This is a genomic window from Geodermatophilus sp. SMS 5-13 (assembly GCF_059428245.1).
In genome coordinates this window covers 5,219,776-5,236,958 of the sequence record NZ_CP165729.1, presented here as the reverse complement: position 1 = coordinate 5,236,958, position 17,183 = coordinate 5,219,776, and the positions used below count along the sequence as shown (strand labels likewise).

The 17,183-nt window shown below is 69.7% G+C and carries 10 protein-coding genes; 6 read left to right on the top strand and 4 right to left on the bottom strand.

Features of this window, described 5'->3' with window-relative positions; translation table 11 throughout:
* Positions 1–17: 17 nt before the first annotated feature.
* Together AB3388_RS25345 and AB3388_RS25340 are read left to right on the top strand one after the other, a co-directional pair.
* Positions 18–3,056, top strand: coding sequence for a BPTD_3080 family restriction endonuclease (locus AB3388_RS25345; RefSeq protein WP_495408089.1), 3,039 nt, complete (start codon positions 18–20; stop codon positions 3,054–3,056).
* Positions 3,056–5,782 (top strand): site-specific DNA-methyltransferase, encoded by a 2,727-nt coding sequence (locus AB3388_RS25340; RefSeq protein ID WP_495408088.1) that lies wholly within the window; start codon positions 3,056–3,058, stop codon positions 5,780–5,782. Before AB3388_RS25345 ends, AB3388_RS25340 begins: the two co-directional genes overlap by 1 nt.
* Positions 5,783–6,172: 390 nt before the next feature.
* Here the strand turns inward: AB3388_RS25340 and AB3388_RS25335 are convergent, their stop codons facing one another.
* The gene (locus AB3388_RS25335; RefSeq protein WP_495408087.1) at positions 6,173–6,538 is read right to left on the bottom strand and encodes a hypothetical protein; all 366 of its coding nucleotides are present in this window, start codon (positions 6,536–6,538) and stop codon (positions 6,173–6,175) included.
* A 9-nt stretch (positions 6,539–6,547) separates the two neighbouring features.
* Here AB3388_RS25335 and AB3388_RS25330 point away from each other — a divergent pair, with 9 nt between their 5' ends.
* On the top strand, positions 6,548–9,769 hold the full coding sequence (locus tag AB3388_RS25330; protein ID WP_495408086.1) for a hypothetical protein: 3,222 nt from the start codon (positions 6,548–6,550) through the stop codon (positions 9,767–9,769).
* Between the two features lie 616 nt (positions 9,770–10,385).
* Here the strand turns inward: AB3388_RS25330 and AB3388_RS25325 are convergent.
* Positions 10,386–10,577: a response regulator transcription factor gene (locus AB3388_RS25325; RefSeq protein WP_495411483.1), complete on the bottom strand. Its 192-nt coding sequence runs from the start codon at positions 10,575–10,577 to the stop codon at positions 10,386–10,388.
* 93 nt (positions 10,578–10,670) lie between these two features.
* Between AB3388_RS25325 and AB3388_RS25320 the strand changes: the two genes are divergently transcribed.
* Positions 10,671–11,624: a hypothetical protein gene (locus tag AB3388_RS25320; protein ID WP_495408085.1), complete on the top strand. Its 954-nt coding sequence runs from the start codon at positions 10,671–10,673 to the stop codon at positions 11,622–11,624.
* A gap of 172 nt (positions 11,625–11,796) precedes the next feature.
* Here AB3388_RS25320 and AB3388_RS25315 read toward each other — a convergent pair whose 3' ends face one another.
* Complete coding sequence (locus AB3388_RS25315; protein ID WP_495408084.1) at positions 11,797–12,063, bottom strand: hypothetical protein; 267 nt, start codon at positions 12,061–12,063, stop codon at positions 11,797–11,799.
* A gap of 84 nt (positions 12,064–12,147) precedes the next feature.
* Here AB3388_RS25315 and AB3388_RS25310 point away from each other — a divergent pair, with 84 nt between their 5' ends.
* Positions 12,148–14,571 (top strand): McrB family protein, encoded by a 2,424-nt coding sequence (locus AB3388_RS25310; protein ID WP_495408083.1) that lies wholly within the window; start codon positions 12,148–12,150, stop codon positions 14,569–14,571.
* The gene (locus AB3388_RS25305; RefSeq protein WP_495408082.1) at positions 14,549–15,787 is read left to right on the top strand and encodes an McrC family protein; all 1,239 of its coding nucleotides are present in this window, start codon (positions 14,549–14,551) and stop codon (positions 15,785–15,787) included. The genes AB3388_RS25310 and AB3388_RS25305 overlap by 23 nt, the downstream gene beginning before the upstream one ends.
* 803 nt (positions 15,788–16,590) lie before the next feature.
* On the opposite strand, the gene AB3388_RS25300 is transcribed toward AB3388_RS25305, so the two are convergent.
* The gene (locus AB3388_RS25300; protein WP_495408081.1) at positions 16,591–17,151 is read right to left on the bottom strand and encodes a hypothetical protein; all 561 of its coding nucleotides are present in this window, start codon (positions 17,149–17,151) and stop codon (positions 16,591–16,593) included.
* Positions 17,152–17,183: the final 32 nt, after the last annotated feature.

The window sequence follows — 17,183 nt, the reverse complement described above, 5'->3', positions numbered from 1 at the left end:
GCGAGGTGGCAACAACAGTGGTCGACCGGGTGATCGAGAACCCGATCCTGAACTCGCCCTATGTCGAGCCCGGAAGGCACTTCCGGTTCGACGACGACGGGATCACCAACGAGATCGTCGGAAAGCGCCGGCCCTCGCAGTACTTCATGCCCGTCCCCCAGGCGCAGCGCCGCTCCGGCCAGCTGTCCCTCGCGCTGGACTGGACAGAGGACCGGCTCAAGACCAACGACCAGGTCAACCTGATCCGCGGCAAGCTCGACATCTGGCGCAAGCAGCGCTACGCCGGAGCCAGCAACACCAGCAAGGCCCTGCTCGCGCACTGGACACGCCCGGACCGCGGACGACCGCTGTTCTTCGCCCAGGTCGAGGCGCTGGAGACGGCGATCTGGCTCACCGAAGTCGCGTCCAAGACCGACCCCTCCTTCGGCAACGAGCTGCGCGAGCACAACGGGACGTTCAACGACGGGCTGCCCCGCATCGCGCACAAGATGGCGACCGGCTCCGGCAAGACCCTCGTCATGGCCATGCTCATCGCCTGGCACGCCTGCAACAAGGCGGCCAACCCGATGGGCCCCGGCAGCCGGTCCTACTCCGACGCCTTCCTCGTCGTCGCGCCCGGCATCACCATCCGCGACCGGCTGCGCGTCCTACTGCCGTCGGACCCGGAGAACTACTACGACGCGATGGACCTCGTGCCGCCCGACCTCCGGGCCGGCATCGAGCGCGCCCGCGTCGCCATCGTGAACTTCCACCAGTTCGGGCTCCGCGAGACCGGCGCCGGCGCCAACGCCGGCAAGCTCGCGAAGGAGATCCTCAACCCGGGCGACGCGCCGAGCCCGTTCACCGAGACGCCCGAGCAGATGGCCCGCCGGGTCTGCCGCGACCTGGCCAACCGCAGCGGAGGAAAGGCCAACATCGTCGTCCTCAACGACGAGGCCCACCACTGCTGGCAGGGGCCGGCCGTCCCGGAGGTGGACGTCCAGCAGGAGAAGCTCACCGGCGAGGAGAAGAAGGAAGCAGCCGCCCGGGCCCGTGAGGCTCACCAGTGGATCAACGGGCTCAAGGCCGTCCACGCCAAGTACGGCATCCGCCGCATCTACGACCTCTCGGCCACGCCGTTCTTCCTCAAGGGCTCCGGCTACGGCGAGGGGACCCTGTTCCCCTGGGTGGTCTCCGACTTCTCGCTGATCGACGCCATCGAGGCCGGTGTCGTGAAGATCCCCCGGCTGCCAGTGGACGACAACGCCGCCCCGGCCGACATGCCCACCTTCCGGGACCTGTGGGTGCACATCCGCGACCAGCTGCCCAAGCGCGGCCGGCGCGCCGACGCGGACGGCGATGAGCCGGTGCTGCCCGACGAGCTGAAGGCCGCGCTGCACAGCCTGTACAGCAACTACGAGCGCTCCTTCCGGGACTGGGAAGCCAGCGACCCGACCATCGCCGGCGCCACGCCGCCGGTGTTCATCGTCGTCTGCAACAACACCGCCGTCTCCAAGCGCGTCTTCGACTACATCGCCGGCTGGGAGAAGCAGCTACCCGGCTTCGACCGCCCGGTCGTCCAGAGCGGCGGCCTGCCACTGTTCCGCAACGACGACGAACGCGGCGGGTGGCGGGACCGCCCGCGCACCATCCTCGTCGACTCCCAGCAGCTGGAGTCCGGCGAGGCGATGAGCCCGGAGTTCAAGAAGATCGCGACCCGGGAGATCGAGGAGTTCAAGGCCGAGTACCGCACGCGGTTCCCCGGCCGCGACGCCGACGCCCTCACCGATGAGGACCTCCTCCGCGAGGTCATGAACACCGTCGGCAAGCCGGGGAAGCTGGGCGAGCGCATTCGCTGCGTCGTCTCCGTCTCCATGCTCACCGAGGGCTGGGACGCGAACACCGTCACCCACGTCCTCGGTGTCCGTGCGTTCGGCACGCAGTTGCTGTGCGAGCAGGTCGTCGGCCGCGCCCTCCGCCGCCGGTCCTACGCCATCGACGAGGACACCGGCCTGTTCACCGCGGAGTACGCCGAGGTCTACGGAGTCCCGTTCTCCTTCATCGCCACCACCGGCAAGACCGGGCGTCAGACCGTCGTCCGCCCGGTCGCCCACGTCCGCGCCCTTCCGGAGCGGGCCGCCCTCCAGATTGCCTTCCCGCGGGTGGTCGCCTACCGCTACGACCTTCCTGATCCTCGGCTGTCGGCTGAGTTCGAGGACGACTCCCGCCTGGTGCTCACCGTGAACGACGTGCCCACCGAGACCACGGTGCGCGGCGTCGTCGGCGAGGCGGAGGTCCACACGCTGGCCGACCTGCAGGCCGTGCGACAGCAGGCACTCGTCTACGAGCTCGCCCGCACCGTGTTCGCGCGGCTCCGCGACGAAGCCGGCAACGACCGGCCGTGGCTCTTCCCACAGCTGCTGCCGATCGTCCGCGACTGGCTCGAGTACTGGCTGGAGTGCAAGGACTACACGTTCCCCGGCATGGTCATGCTGGACCAGAAGAAGGCCGACGCCGCCGAGCGGATCTACCAGGCCATCGTGCGTGGCACCAGCCAAAGCCGAGGCACGCCGCGGCTGCTCCCGGTCTACCGGTCCTTTGACCCCGTTGGTTCCACAGCGGACGTCTCCTTCGACACGACCCGGCGCACCTACGAGACCCAGCCCGACCGCTGCCACATCACCCACGTCACCCTGCACTCGGGATGGGAACAGACGGTCGCGAAGGCCATCGAGGCCACGCCGGGCGTGATCAGCTACTGCAAGAACGACCGCCTCGGCTTCTTCATCCCCTACACGCATGAGGGCGAGCAGCACAGCTACGAGCCAGACTTCCTCGTCCGCGTCGACACCTCTTGGGGCCCCACCACGCTGATCGTCGAGGTGTCCGGTCAAGGGCGCGAGGACAAGCAGGCCAAGACGGCCGCAGCCCGCAACCTGTGGTGCCCTTCCGTCAACGGCGACGGGCAGTACGGCCGCTGGTCGTTCGCCGAGATCACCGATCCCAACGTCGCCCTTCGTCAGATGACCGAGATCGTTCAGCGGGTCCGCACCGGTGAACCCGAGGAGACGCACTGATGCCACCGATCCAGCGGGCCGCTGCGCCCGGCCCCGTGCCCGTCGAGTCGGTGCAGCACGCCGACAAGCGGCCCAACATCCCAACCGCGGACCTCGCTGACTTCGTCACCGAGGAGCAAAGGGAGCCGCAGAAGGTTGCGTATGGGCGGCCGCTTCTGTATCCGCGCGACCCTTCCGCCGACCCGCAGCTCATCTGGCGCGGGAAGGACGAACAGGACACCCGGCCATTCGAGGTGCCGTCGGTCCCGATCTACATCCAGGAGAAGATCGAGCCGCGGGCGATCATCGAGAACCTGCGCACCACTGCACCTCCGGGTGAAGCCGAACCCGAACTCAGCCTCTTCAACGACTTCGACGGCCTCGACTCATTCGAACTTGTCGACTTCTACCGGCACGAGGCGAACTGGGCGAACCGGTTGATCCTCGGCGACAGTCTGCTGATCATGGCCAGCCTTGCCGAAAAGGAAGGGCTGGCCGGCAAGGTGCAGATGGTCTACCTCGATCCGCCGTACGGGATCAAGTTCTCGTCCAACTGGCAGGTCAGCACGCGTTCCCGTGACGTCCAAGACACGAAGACGGCTGACGTCACCCGGCAGCCTGAGCAGATTCAGTCCTTCCGCGACACCTGGAGGGACGGACTCCACTCCTATCTCGCTTATCTCCGAGACCGTCTCCAGGTAGCGCACGTGCTCCTCAACGAGACGGGCAGTGTCTTCGTCCAGATCGGCGACGAGAATGTGCACGTGGTACGGAATGTCCTCGACGAGGTCTTCGGTGCCAACAACTTCTGTGGACTGATCACCTATTCGAAGACCGGTGGTGCTACTGGCGACCTGCTGCCCGGCACAAACGACTACATCCTCTGGTATGCAAAGGACAAGACCGAGGTCAAGTTCCGCAGGCTCTACCAGAAGAAGGCGCTCGGTGGTGGCGGCGCCGGCAAGTACGACCAGGTGGAACTGCCCGACGGCACCCGCCGCTCCATGACCCCCCAGGAGAAGCGGACGCTCTCACTGCCGCCGGGAGCTCGCGCCTTCAGGCTGGACAACCTGACCTCTCAGAGCATGGGTCGCGAAAAGGGCGAGGGTGCTGCCTCCTGGTTCCCGGTCGAGATCGAGGGCCGGCAGTACACGCCGACGATGCGGAGTCGCTGGAAGACGAACGAAGTAGGGATGGCGCGGCTTGTCGCCGCAGAGCGGGTGCATCCCACGGGGAACTCGTTGAGCTACGTGCGGTTCCTCGACGATTTCGAGGCGTTCCCGCTGACGAACTCGTGGACCGACATCGGAGGCGTTCAGAGCCGCTCGGACCCGAAGGTCTACGTCGTGCAGACCTCGACCACCGCAGTCCAGCGCTGCATGCTCATGACGACCGACCCCGGAGACCTGGTGCTGGACCCCACATGTGGGAGCGGCACGACTGCCGTCGTCGCCGAGGAATGGGGACGCCGCTGGATCACCACGGACACGTCCCGGGTTGCCGTGACACTGGCAAGGGCTCGGCTGATGGGAATGCGCTTCCCGGACTACATGCTCGCGGACTCCCCGGAAGGGGCGGCGCAGGAAGGCGCGATCAATGAGCACTTCGTGCCGCCGTCCACCTTCAGCCACGACATCAAGAGGGGATTCGTCCACAGGCGCATCCCACACATTCAACTGCGCGACATCGCCCAGAACTCTGCGATCGAACCCGGGATGAGCCGGCAGGAGATCGACCGCATCGTCACTCGGCATGCGGACTTCGAGGTCTTGCGTGACCAGCCTTACGTGAACCCCAAGAAGGTCCGCGTTGCTGGCCGCTTCACGGTGGAGACCTTGTCGCCCCACTCGGTTGTCAGTCCCACCGAAGAGAGGCCCGCGGCTGAACGCATGCCCGCCGGGCAGGCCGAGAGCTCATACGAGGACATGGTGCTCAGCCACCTCCGCAAGGCAGGCGTGCAGAACACCGTCAAGCAGGAACGTCTCACCTTTGACCGGCTCGAGGCCTACGCCGGGCGCTGGCTTCAGGCCGCGGGTGAGTACCTCACTGCTGATGGAGAGGCGTCGCGGGTCGCGGTCAGCCTCGGTCCGCAGTACGGGACGGTCGGCCCCGAGCAGATCAAGGAGGCCGCACGCGAGGCGCTCCGTGGGGAGGGCTTCGACCTCCTGCTGGTCTGCGGGTTCGCCTTCGACTCACGTGCCGGCGAGGTCGCGGCCGAGTTCCGGCCCGGCACCGCCGACAGTCCCGAGTTCGCGGTGGAGCAGGCAGCCCTCCGCATGGGGAAGGTTCAGGTCCTGCTAGTGCGGATGAACCCCGACCTGGCGATGGGGGACACGCTGCTCAAGAACACCGGCGCGGGGAACCTGTTCATGGTGTTCGGCGAACCGGACGTGACGGTTCGACCGGCCGAGGCGGACGGGATGATCGAGGTCGAGATCCACGGCATCGACGTCTTCGACCCCACGACCGGGGCGGTGCGATCCCACACGACGGACGACATCGCATGCTGGTTCATCGACAGCAACTACAACGGTGACTCGTTCTTCGTCCGCCACGCCTACTTCACGGGCGCGGACAACCCCTACGAGAGTCTCAAGAAGTGGCTGCGAGCGGAGATCGACCATGACGCGTGGGCCAGCCTGAACAGCACGGTGAGCCAGCCCTTCCCCAAGCCGTCGACGGGGAGGATCGCGGTCAAGGTCATCAACCACTACGGGGACGACGTCCTGAAGGTCTACGAGCTCTGACCTCCGGGCCCGCCGTACGCTACGTGCGGCGGGCCCGTGCCCCTGTGCCGGATAACACCGAGGGAAACCCCGAGGCCAGCACCGTCTAAAGCACGGATCCCCCGGGCCTCTGGGGGATCGGGGTTTCTATTCTGACCTGCGGTTTCACCCACCCATGCGGCGTGGGGCCTTCACCTGCTGAGACGTCCTTTTGATGGTCTTGGAACGTCTTCCTCGCCATCTTGGAACGGTGCTGTCCGACGCCGAGTGGCTCGCCACCGCTGAACGGACTTTTCAATCCGAGGTGCCGTCGCGCTCGAGGTGGACGGAGCCGAGCGCACCGCCAGGGTCGGCGAACGGCGCGGCTCACTGCCGGTGATGATCAAGGCCGAGCGCGTCCAAATGCGACCGTCAGGTCGGCGGACGGCGGCGGTGCGGCAGGTCCTCGATCTCCAGAACCCGAACAGCGTCCCGGCCGGAGGTGACCTTCGTGCTGGCGCGCAGCCGGATGATCTGCGTGACGACGAACTGGGCAACGGCCATCCCGGCCGACAGGGTGAGCAGGACGAGCACCACCCAGCCCGGCAGTTCCGCCACCAGGGCCACCGGAACCCCAACGGCGGTCGGTCCGAGCGGCGCGAGGCTGCTGTAGCGCATGGCCACCACGGTGGGGCCGATCCGCGCCCGGGTCAGCCAATCCACCGGGCAGCGCGCGGCCTTGCCCGATGGATGGACGGCGACCGCGATCGGCCCCTCACGAGCTGGCGGTCCTGGCACGCTGAGTACGTGCGGGCCCGGACCCCGGAGGCGGACACAGCGGCCGCCGAACTGTGCGCGCTGCTGCAGCAGTTGAAAGACGAACGCAAGGTGAGCTACCCAGACTTGGTCACGGGGTACGCGATCACCCATAGCACCGCGCAGAACTACATCACCAAGCCCGGACATGGCCGTGACAGGAAGACACTGGAGGAGTTGCTCCGCGCACTCCGCGCGCCGCGCGATGTGTGGGCCCGGGCCCTGGCGCTACATCAGCGCACACTGCCGTGCGGGGTGGACCGCGTTGAGGAAGCCTGGGCGCAACGGGCCAGGGCGGCCGGGTGCACCGTGTGGCCGATGGCGGAGTTCACCGCCGCCGAGGCGCGGGTGCACGCCGCGGTCGGCCACCGCCACACCGGTCCCGCGCACGGAGGACACGCCGGTCGAGCGGTCGCGCCGCCCCCGTACGTCCTGCGCGCTCACGACACGGCGCTGCGCCGGGACATCGCGGCCGCCGTAGGTGGTGAGCTCCCCGCGCTCATCGTGGTGCAGGGCGCGTCGTCCACTGGCAAGACACGTTCTCTGTTCGAGGCGGTGCACGCGCTGTGCCAAGACTGGACGGTGCTCCGGCCTCGCAGCGGCCGGAAGTTGCGGACGCTGCCTGAAGCCGGGGTGCTGGACCGGCGATGCGTCGTGTGGCTCAACGAGCTGCAGGACTTCCTCGGGCCCAACGGGCGGGGGTTGTCCCTGGACATCGTGCGCGACTTGTTCGCCGCGGCTGGCCGGTCTGCCCTGGTCCTGGTCGGGACGCTGTGGCCGGAGCAGGTCCGGGCCGCCACGGTCGGCCAGGACGAGTCATTGTCCGACTCCCGCGCCCTGCTCGCCGAGGAGACGCCGTGGGTGCGCTGGCACGACGTGCCGCACACGCTGACGACCGACACCGAACGGGAGGTCGCACGGGCCCTCGCCGCGACCGATGAGCGACTGCGGTTCGCCCTCGCCGATCCGGACGGGGTGGGCTTCGCCCAGACCCTCGCCGGTGCCTACCAGCTGCTCGCGCATTACCGAACTGCGCCGACGATGGGCCGCCTGCTGCTTGAGGCGGCGAGCGACGCCCGGCGGCTCGGCCACCGCAGCACGGCGCTCACCCCGTCCCTGCTGCGGGCCGTGATGCTGTCGCTTTGGCGTGAGGAGCGCGGGGCCACCAGTCCTCCGGCGGGCTGGTTTGCGCGGGCGCTCTCCTTCGCGACCGCTGCGCTGCGGTCGGAGGACGGCGTCCGCGCGCTGGTCCCTGTCGACGACACCGACGCACCCGAGGAGGGCGAACCCGTCGGCTTCGTACTGGCGGACTTCCTCGAGGAACATCTCACTAGCAGCCGCGCAACGCGCCCCGTTCCCGACAGGGTGTGGGACGCGCTCCGCCGACACACCCCCCAACCCGACGATCTGATAGCGCTCGCGCAGTCCGCGAACCGCTACGCCCGTTATCAGCACGTGGAGGCGCTGTACCGGCAGGCCATCGCCTCCGGGGACCAGAAGGCGGTGCGCCTTTTGGCGTTGTGGCTCAGGGAGCGGCCTGGGCGGGAGGCTGACGCCGAGGTGGCTTGGTGGGAGGCGGCCCCGGCCACGGACGAGCCGACGGCACTAGCCGCGCTGGCAGAGTGGGTCAGCTACTGGCCGGGCACGGAGGCCGACGTTGAGATGGTATGGCTGAGGGCCGCCGCAACCGGCCACCCCGGGGCGCTGTGCGCGCTGGCCGAGTGGCTGAGCGCCCGGCCGGGGCGCGAGGACGATGCCGAGCACGCATGGCGCAAGGCCGCCGACACCGGCGATCCGAACGCGCTGCGTGGGTGGGCCGAGTGGCTGAGCGCCCGGCCGGGGCGCGAGGACGATGCCGAGCACGCATGGCGCAAGGCCGCCGACACCGGCGATCCGAACGCGCTGCGTGGGTGGGCCGAGTGGCTGAGCGCCCGGCCGGGGCGCGAGGACGATGCCGAGCACGCATGGCGCAAGGCCGCCGACACCGGCGATCCGAACGCGCTGTATGGGTGGGCCGAGTGGCTGAGCGCCCGGCCGGGGCGCGAGGACGATGCCGAGCACGCATGGCGCAAGGCCGCCGACACCGGCGATCCGAACGCGCTGTATGGGTGGGCCGAGTGGCTGAGCGCCCGGCCGGGGCGCGAGGACGATGCCGAGCACGCATGGCGCATCGCCGACACCGGCCACCGGGAGCTCCGGAGCGGCCCGGCGAACTGGTTGAGCGCGCGCCCGAGCCGGGAGTCCGACGTGGAGCACGTGTTGCGGGAGGCCGCCGCGTCAGGCGATCCCTTCGAGCTACGCCAGTTGGCCGAGTGGCTCGGCCAGCAGCCGGGGCGGGAAGACGACGCCGAAGACGCGTGGCGGAAATGCGCGGTGGCCGGCGACTCGTATGCGCTGGCCGAGCTCGCCGAGTGGATGATGCGCCAGCCGGGCCGGGAAGACGAGGCTGAGGCACTGTTGCGGAAGTCCGCGGTGGCCGGCTTCCGGCCCGGTCGCCGCTTGCGCTGGTTTGTACACGAACGGTCGGACCTGGAAGGGCGCACGCTCGACGTGTGGTGCCAGGTGGCCGAGCAAGTGGCCGAGTCCACGGGCGACTTGGACCTCCTGCATCTTCTGGCCGCATATATGCGGCCAGACCCTGAGCGGCAAGGCGACGTTGAGGCGCTGTGGCGAAAGGGGGTTGCTTTGGGTGACTCGACGGCGGCACGTCAGCTGGTGCATTGGCTGAGCGACCGGCCTGGGCGAGAGGCCGACGTCGAGGAGGTGTGTCGGGACGCGATTGATGCTGGTGACTGGGGCATGCGATATGAGCTGGCCGACTGGCTCAGCCGCCAGTCGGGGCGCTTGGACGACGCCGAGAACGTGTGGCGGGAGGCCGCCGTCGCAGGGGATCCATTGGCGCTGACAGGGCTGGGTGCGTGGCTGAGCCGCCAGCCGGGGCGCGAGGACGACGCCGAGGACGCATGGCGGAAGGCGGCCGCCGCCGGCGAGTGGAACGCCCTGGACGAGCTGGCCGACTGGCTCAGCCGCCAGCCGGGGCGCGAGGACGACGCCGAGAACGCATGGCGGAAGGCAGCCGCCGCCGGCCATCCCCGCGCGGTCAAGGCTCTGGTTGGGGAGCTTGAGAGGCGTGGACGGGCCTCGGAGGCCGACCAAATCCGTCGCTTCGGCCTGGACGTCCACGGTGGAACGGCAGCACCTCCCAATGCGTGACCCGCCTCGACGAGGAACGCAACACCTTGCTCGCCGAGCGGGTGCGGTGGCCGCAGCGTGCGCACCTGTACTCGCAGGACCGCGGCGAACGGCGCGGGGCCGTTCGGGTCGCGCAGCATGGTATGGCGCGCCTCTGCCGCCGTTAGCGTCTTTGTCGTAGCTCCTCGGCCCCGGGTGTTCTTCGCCAAGCCCGACGCTGGGATGACGGCACTGGAGATTGCCCCTCGGCTGGCCAGCTGGGATGCGGCGGGGCATCCCGGCCAGGTGGCGCTATGTCCCGCGCGATCTTCCTCGGATCGGTCCTCGCCGTCGCGTTGTTCCTGGCCGCCTACGCGTTCGACAGCCGTTCGGCCGGCTGGCACATCGGCACCTGGTTGTTCGAGGCGGGGGCCATCCTCGCGGCCCTGCGCTTTCGTCTGTCTCTCGGTGCTCTTCGGCAGGCTCGTGGAACTGATCCTGTTGGACGACACCGACCCGCTCCCCACCGCCGACTTCACGCTGAACCCCGACTTCTTCGATGAGCCGGTGAGCACCGCGAGCGTTCGGTAGCCGCCGGCCGTCGCGGTGTCAGAGTCGGCGCTGCGGTCGGGGTGGTTGCTCGCATTCATGAGACTCATCACCGACGAGGGCAACGTCCCCGGCTCGTGCGGTGCGGCGCCCCTGGGCCGGATCCGTAGGCCAGCACGACGGCCTGCACGCGGTCGCGGAGGTTGAGCTTCACCAGGATGTGTGTGACGTGGGTGCGGACGGTGTCCTCACCCATGTACGGCTCCCGGGCGAGCTGGGCGTGGGACAGCCCTCGGGCGATCGCCTTGAGGTGCTGTCGCGGCGCATCAGCCTGGCGTCTGGCGAGTCCACAGTCAGCGCCGGGGGAGTGCGGCGGTGCATGCCAGGATGAGCCGTGCCGCGCATCGTCACCGGCGGGGCCGTCTGGCCCGCCATCGCCGAGCTGCTGCAGACCAGGGACCGCAAGCAGGTTGCGGTCGCCTACCTGGGCGAGGACGCCGGCGACCTGCTGGACGCGCTGGGTTCGGGCGACTTGCTGATCTGCAACGCCAGCCTGGCAGCCCTGCGGGGTGGCTCGACCAGCCCGGTGGCGCTACGGCGCTTCCTCGACCGCGGGGTGACCCTGCGGTCGCACGCCCGGCTGCACGCCAAGATCTACATCGGCGGCCGAGCGGCGTTCGTCGGTTCGGCGAACGCCTCGGCGACCGCCGTCCGCCAAGCCGAGGCCGGCTACATCACGACCGCCGCGGCGCAGGTGCGCGAGCTGGAGGCCTTCATCTCCCAGCTCGCGTCCAGCGCCGACGCCACCGTGATCGACGACGCGTACGTGGAGTGGGCGAAGTCGGTGGCCCGTCCGGCTCGGCCGGCGCAGCGTGGGAGCGGCACGCGTAGGAGCCGGGAGGTACTGGAGGTGGCCTCCTACGGGGATCCGGCGCCGGCATCAGTGAAGGCTGCTGCGGAACGGCAGCGGCGCCAGCTCGTCGCCGTCGCCGACGACTCGGTCGCCACGGTCGGCTGGTCCTGGGGTGAGGAGGGGACGTGGCGCCCTGGGGACTGGTGCGTGTGGGTGAAGCGCGGCGACGGTGACGGCGACGGCTGGCTGGCCGAACCGCCGGCCGTCTGCTTCGACGCCCAGCCCGTCGCGGGGAGGTCGAAGCAGTGGATCTACTGGTGGCGCACCCCCGCCGGGCCGGAGATCACCTGGGGTGAACTGCGCCGCCAGGTCCTGCTGCGGGCGGGCGAACGTCTGGCCCTCGACTCCGCCACCCGCGCGCTGCGGGCCATCGACGAGGTCTTCACGCTGTACGGCGTCGACCGCACCTCAGCCGGGTTGCTCGACGAGGTCTGACGGCCCGTCGTCGCATCAGGCATGCGGCGAGGCACCGCGGTGGTTCGTGCAGCTGTGCGGGCTCGGCTGGGTGGTGCGAGAGACGCGGCGCTGCCCTTGTGCACGTAGACGAAGTCGACCAGATGGGCATGGGTCCGGCCGGGATCGGGGTGCTTGCCCGCGATCGTCACGCCTACCAGTCGCCTCGACGAATCCGGTCGTCCATGAGGATCGCCCACGTGTACGCGGCGCCCTGCCGCCCGTGCAGTTGCCCGGGTCCGGCAGCGGGCATGAGGTCTAGCGCCTGGGCGAAGTTGGATCGGGAGAGGTTGCGGTCGGTGCGGTCGACGCGCAGGTAGTTGCCGGGCACCTCGTAGGTGAACGGCCGCCCGGTGATCGTGTGGAACTCCTGGCCAGCATGTCGTTGGATGCGCTCCCACACGACGTCGATGCTCGGCACGATCCCTGGCCTACCGGGCCGGGGGCGGCAGGGCAACATCGGTGCCGGTTGGCGGCGGACGGGGCTGTCGGGTCGGATGAACCCATGTCGGTGACCCGGGTCCCGTATCCCTCGGCGCAGCCGGTGTACGCCGCTGTGGTGCGCTGGCGTGACCGGTGCATCCTCGACGACCGCGCGTTGTTCGACGAGCGGCCGGGGTCGACCGTGGCGGACGCCGAGGTGCTGGTGCGCGACTTCGTTGAGCAGCCCGACACGGGATCCGATGACTTCCTGAAGAAGCTGCAAGGTCAGCTGGCACAGTCGCCGGCGTCGGCGGTGCAACTGGCCGCGGAGCTGCTGTACGTGCACCTGCTGATCGCGCGCGCTGACACGGTCAGCGGTGGGCGCAAGCGCGAGATCGTCGACCGCGTCCTGCGGTTCGCACCAGCCACGGCACCGATGCCGGCGCAGCTCTCCGCGGCGCTGGAGGCCGGCCTCGTCCGTCCGGGGCAGGCGTTCAACTCGTACCGCTGGCGGCAGTATGGCTACCTGATCGAGACGTTCGCCGCTCTCAAGCGCACACCGCCGGATCGGCGCCGTCGGGCGCTGACGGATCCGGAGCAGTTCGTGGAACTGCTGGACACGGTTGACGATCAGGGCGCGAGGATCCAGCGTCACGCGCTCGAGCATCTGCTGTTCCCGGACGTGTTCGTGCCCGTCGTTTCCCGCGAGCACCGCGCAGACATGGTCCGTACGTGGCCGGACCTGGCCGGGCCGACGAGCCTGCACGAGTCGCTGCGGCTGTCCGGCATCGCGACGCAGTTGCCGCCGAACACCGCCTGGGGCGATGCCGGATACGTCAACCTGTACCGCAGTCCGTACCTGTGGCACTGGTCGCAGCCGTCGAAGCCGTGGCTGACTCTGCAGGCGTGGGCCAAGCGGCTGTGCCGCGATGTGGACCTGGACGGCCTCGAGCGTGGGTACAAGCTGGACGCTGCCGGCCGTGTCGCCGCGGCGGCGGCCGCGTCGCGCACCGGGTCGGACGAGTGGGCGGCGTTGCTGCGGACGGCGTTCACGAAGGAGAACAACCTCGTCGCGTGGCAGGTCTATCAGCCGTTCCTGCAGTGGATAGACGCGGATCCGGATGCCGCCGGTGAGGCGCTGCGCCGGCTGTGGGACGACCCGTCACCCGTCGCGATCGACCGGTTCCTCGATCGGGTTCCGGATGCCGCCGCCCACGCTATGGGTGCGCGGTTGAGCCTCGCGTCGTTCCTGCTTGGCGCCGTGGACGCGACACGCTTCCCGCAGTGGCGGGCCACCACCGTGGACACCGCCTATCGGCTGACCGGGTTCGCGCGTCCGCAGCCGTCGGCGTCGGCGGGCGAGACCTACGAGCTGTTCCTGACCTTTCTCGACGAGCTCGTCGACATCGCCACGCGCGGCGACATCGCGCTGCGGGACCGCCTCGACGCCCAGGGCCTGGTGTGGGCGCTGGTCAACTACACCCCGGATGGCTGGAACGAGCCGGAGCAGCAGGCGCTCACCGACTGGCGCAGCGGCAAGGGCGCCCTGCCGCCGGAGGTTGCGAGCCCGCCACTGGAAACGCCCGCAGCATCGAGTGGCGCGGGGCCAGCAGGCGGCCCCCGGTCCGCATCCGTCGGACCGGAGCCAGAGCTCACGCTCTCCGACCTCGCTGCGTCGCTGCACCTCGACGAGCCGTTCCTCGACGAGACGGTGCAGTTGCTGCGCGACAGAGGGCAGGTCATCTTCTACGGCCCGCCGGGCACCGGGAAGACCTACGTCGCACGCAAGCTCGCCGCCTGGGTCGCCGGAAGCGCCGAGCGGGTGCGGCTGGTGCAGTTTCACCCGGCGTACGCCTACGAGGACTTCGTTGAGGGATTGCGGCCCCGGCCGGACCAGCCCGGCTTCCACCTCGTCGATGGCCCGCTCGTGGAACTCGCCCGCGCCGCGACCGAGGACCCGAACCACGACTACGTCCTCATCGTCGACGAGATCAACCGCGGCAACGTCGCACGGGTGTTCGGCGAGCTGTACTTCCTGCTGGAGTACCGCAACCAGCCCGCCCGGTTGCTGTACTCGCGCGGCGACTTTCGGCTGCCGTCGAACCTCTACCTCATCGGCACCATGAACAGCGCCGATCGGTCCATCGCGCTGCTGGACACCGCCCTGCGGCGGAGGTTCTACTTCGTGCCCTTCCGCGCCGACAGCCCGCCGGTGTCCGCCGTCCTCGCCGGCTACCTCACCGACGACCACCCGGAGCTCGCCTGGGTTGCTGCGGTCGTGCAGCGTGCGAACGAGAAGCTCGCCGACCCGGCGGTCGCGATAGGACCGAGCCACTTCATGCGCGATGACCTCGACGCGACCTGGATCCGCCGCGCCTGGGAGCACTCGGTGCTGCCGACGCTCGAGGACCACTTCTACGGGCAGGACCATCGCCTGGCGGAGTTCGACCTCGACGTGCTCCGGGCGGAGGTAAGTCCACCGGATGAGGACGCTCCGGCTTCGTGAGTGGACCACCACCACAGGCGTCGAGCTGACGGCTAGTCAGCGCGACGCGCTCCGGATGCAGCTGCGGGCGGTCGTGGAGCCGACCGTCGGCGTGGCGGACCGCTACGACGTCACACCCGGCAACGTCGTGGGGGCGCTGCTGGTCGACGACGTCACGCTCCTCGTCGAGCCGAAGCTGCCGATCTCGCGGCTGTTGTTCCTCCTCGGCTACGCCGCGGACCCTCACGGCTGGCGCGGCGACGCTCCCGGCCTCGGCGAGGCTCCGGACCTCGTCACCGGTGTCGCCGGACTGTTCACCGCCCTCTGCGAGCGCGCGCTGTACCGCGGGCTGCTGACCGGCTACCACGACGTCGCAGACGACCTCGTCACCGTCCGCGGCCGGATCGACCTCACCGAGCAGCTACGCCGCCGCCCCGGGCTGGACTTGCCGCTGGCGGTCCGCTACGCCGAGCACGACGAGGACGTGCTGGAGAACCGGCTGCTCCTCGCCGCGACACTGCAGCTATCCCGGCTACCGATCCGCAGCACCGGCATCCGACGCACGCTGCACCGCATCGTCGCGACCCTGGAACCGGTCACGTTCACCTACTTCCCGCCAACCTCCGTGCCCACGGTGACGTGGACCCGGCTGAACGGCCACTACCGCACCGCCGTCGAGGTCGCACGTCTGTTGCTGCAGCTTCGCACCCCGGAGCTACGCCCGGGCGATGTCCGAGCCGCCGGGCTCACCCTCGACATGGCGATGCTGTTCGAGACGTTCGTCCGCGCCGCACTGCGCGACGCGCTACACGCCACGAGCAAGGAGTTCCCCAGCGGCAACCACTGCCCGCCGCTGTACCTCGACGCAGCGCGGCGCGTCCGGCTCCGCCCGGACCTCAGCTACTGGCCGGCCGGGCGGTGTGTGTTCGTCGGCGACGTGAAGTACAAGCGCGACCCCGGCCCGGGCCAGCAGGCAGACCTGTACCAGCTGCTCGCCTACGCGACGGCGACCCAGCTGCCCCGAGCGATGCTCGTCTACGCCGACGGGCCTCCCGCACCGCGAGCCCACGTCGTCCCGCCGCCGCAGATCCAACTGCAGATCCGCCATCTCGACCTAGCCCAGCCGCCCGCGGGAATCCTCGACCAAATCGCGGAACTCGCCGACGAGACCAGGTCGTCAGCCGTCCTGAGTGCGGCAGCGGGGGGTGAGCCGGCAGTGGTCGCTGCCGTCCGCTGAGTCGGCGGCCGGCGGCTCGGCCGAGCTGCGGACCGTGCGGGTGGGCTCCCGCGCCAGGGACCCGAGCCCGAACGGTGCGCTGGCGCGACGGACTCGCCCGTTCGAGGGACTTGCTCCTGCAGTCTTTGACGGGGTTGTCCCGAGGCCGGTGAACGTCGCGGTGGCCGTCGACGCGCGTCGGCCCAGCTCAGCGCGGCAGGGCGTGCAAGTCGGGCAGTATCGCCCACGGTGAACGCCCTTTGAGCATCGAATGTTTCTACCGCGTGGCATGTTGGCTGGTCCGGGCGGCGATGCGTACCCTCCGTGCCTCAATGGTTGCGCAAAGGGTTGCAGCCGACGTCGATGGAGGCGCAGACATGGCGCGTGGGCACCTGTGCAGGCTGTGCGAGACCTATACCGTTCAGCCGCTGAGCACTAACCGGTCCAAGTGCTCGAAGTGCGGCACTGTCTACCCCAAAGACGTGCTCGGCCACTGACGGCCTCTGCGTCTGACCAGTGCACCGCGCTGAGTGGATCTGTCAGCGCTGGGCTTCTGGAAGTGGAACGTCGACGTCGGTGACGCCCGCTCGGCACAATGCCTGGCTTCCCGCGGTGTGGCGGCAGAGCAACGCGCATGTCCGCATGAAGTCGGCTTGGGGTGCCGCGGGGCTGCAGCTGCGCATCCTCGATGCCAGAGCTGCTGAGCGAGCGCTGAAGGCGCCAGACCACCGTGTGCCGGGAACGCGATCCGACCGGCGACCTTGACGTGGCGACGGCCGGACTCCCCGCCGGGGGGTCCGGCCGTCGTCATGTGATCCGAGCGGTCAGTCCTGGGGCTGCGCCAGCGCGATCCGGAACAGCGGCACCAGGCGCTCGTCCATCTGGAAGGCCTGGGCGCGCTGCCGACCCTTGATGGACGGGTCGTACACGGTCCGGACCGGCAGGGTCAGTCCCTCGGCGCCGGGGGTGGCCGTGGACCAGCGCTTCCACCGCTTGGCCGTGCCGCCGGTGAAGCCGCTGAGCGCGTACTTCCCGGCCGGGCGGCCCGCCGCCTCCCGCATCTGAGTGGCCGACGCGACTCCGCCACCCTTGACCGGCTCCTCGTGCAGGACCCGGCCGTTCTGGGTCCAGGCGTCGAGCTCGTCGACCCAGGACCGGGCGAGCTCGAGGTTCCAGCCGGTCGGCGCGGCCAGCGCCTCGGCGTCCGCGATCGCCGCCGGGCTGGTGTCGACCTCCTCGGCGTCGTCCTCGAGTACGTCGTCGACCGCGGCGGCCGGCTCGGCGGTGACGGTCACGCCGCCCGCCGCGAGGGAGCGGATGAAGGCGGCGAGCTCGTCGCCGTCGATGGACACGGTCCCGGAGAACCGGATGTTGAGGGCACCCATCGTGGGTTCCACCTCTCTGTGACAGGGCCGGT

Coding starts and splice junctions, on each gene's coding strand:
- AB3388_RS25310 (WP_495408083.1), top strand. CDS start 12,148: ATGTCGGTGACCCGGGTCCCGTATCCCTCGGCGCAGCCGGTGTACGCC.
- AB3388_RS25305 (WP_495408082.1), top strand. CDS start 14,549: ATGAGGACGCTCCGGCTTCGTGAGTGGACCACCACCACAGGCGTCGAG.
- AB3388_RS25340 (WP_495408088.1), top strand. CDS start 3,056: ATGCCACCGATCCAGCGGGCCGCTGCGCCCGGCCCCGTGCCCGTCGAG.
- AB3388_RS25300 (WP_495408081.1), bottom strand. CDS start 17,151: ATGGGTGCCCTCAACATCCGGTTCTCCGGGACCGTGTCCATCGACGGC.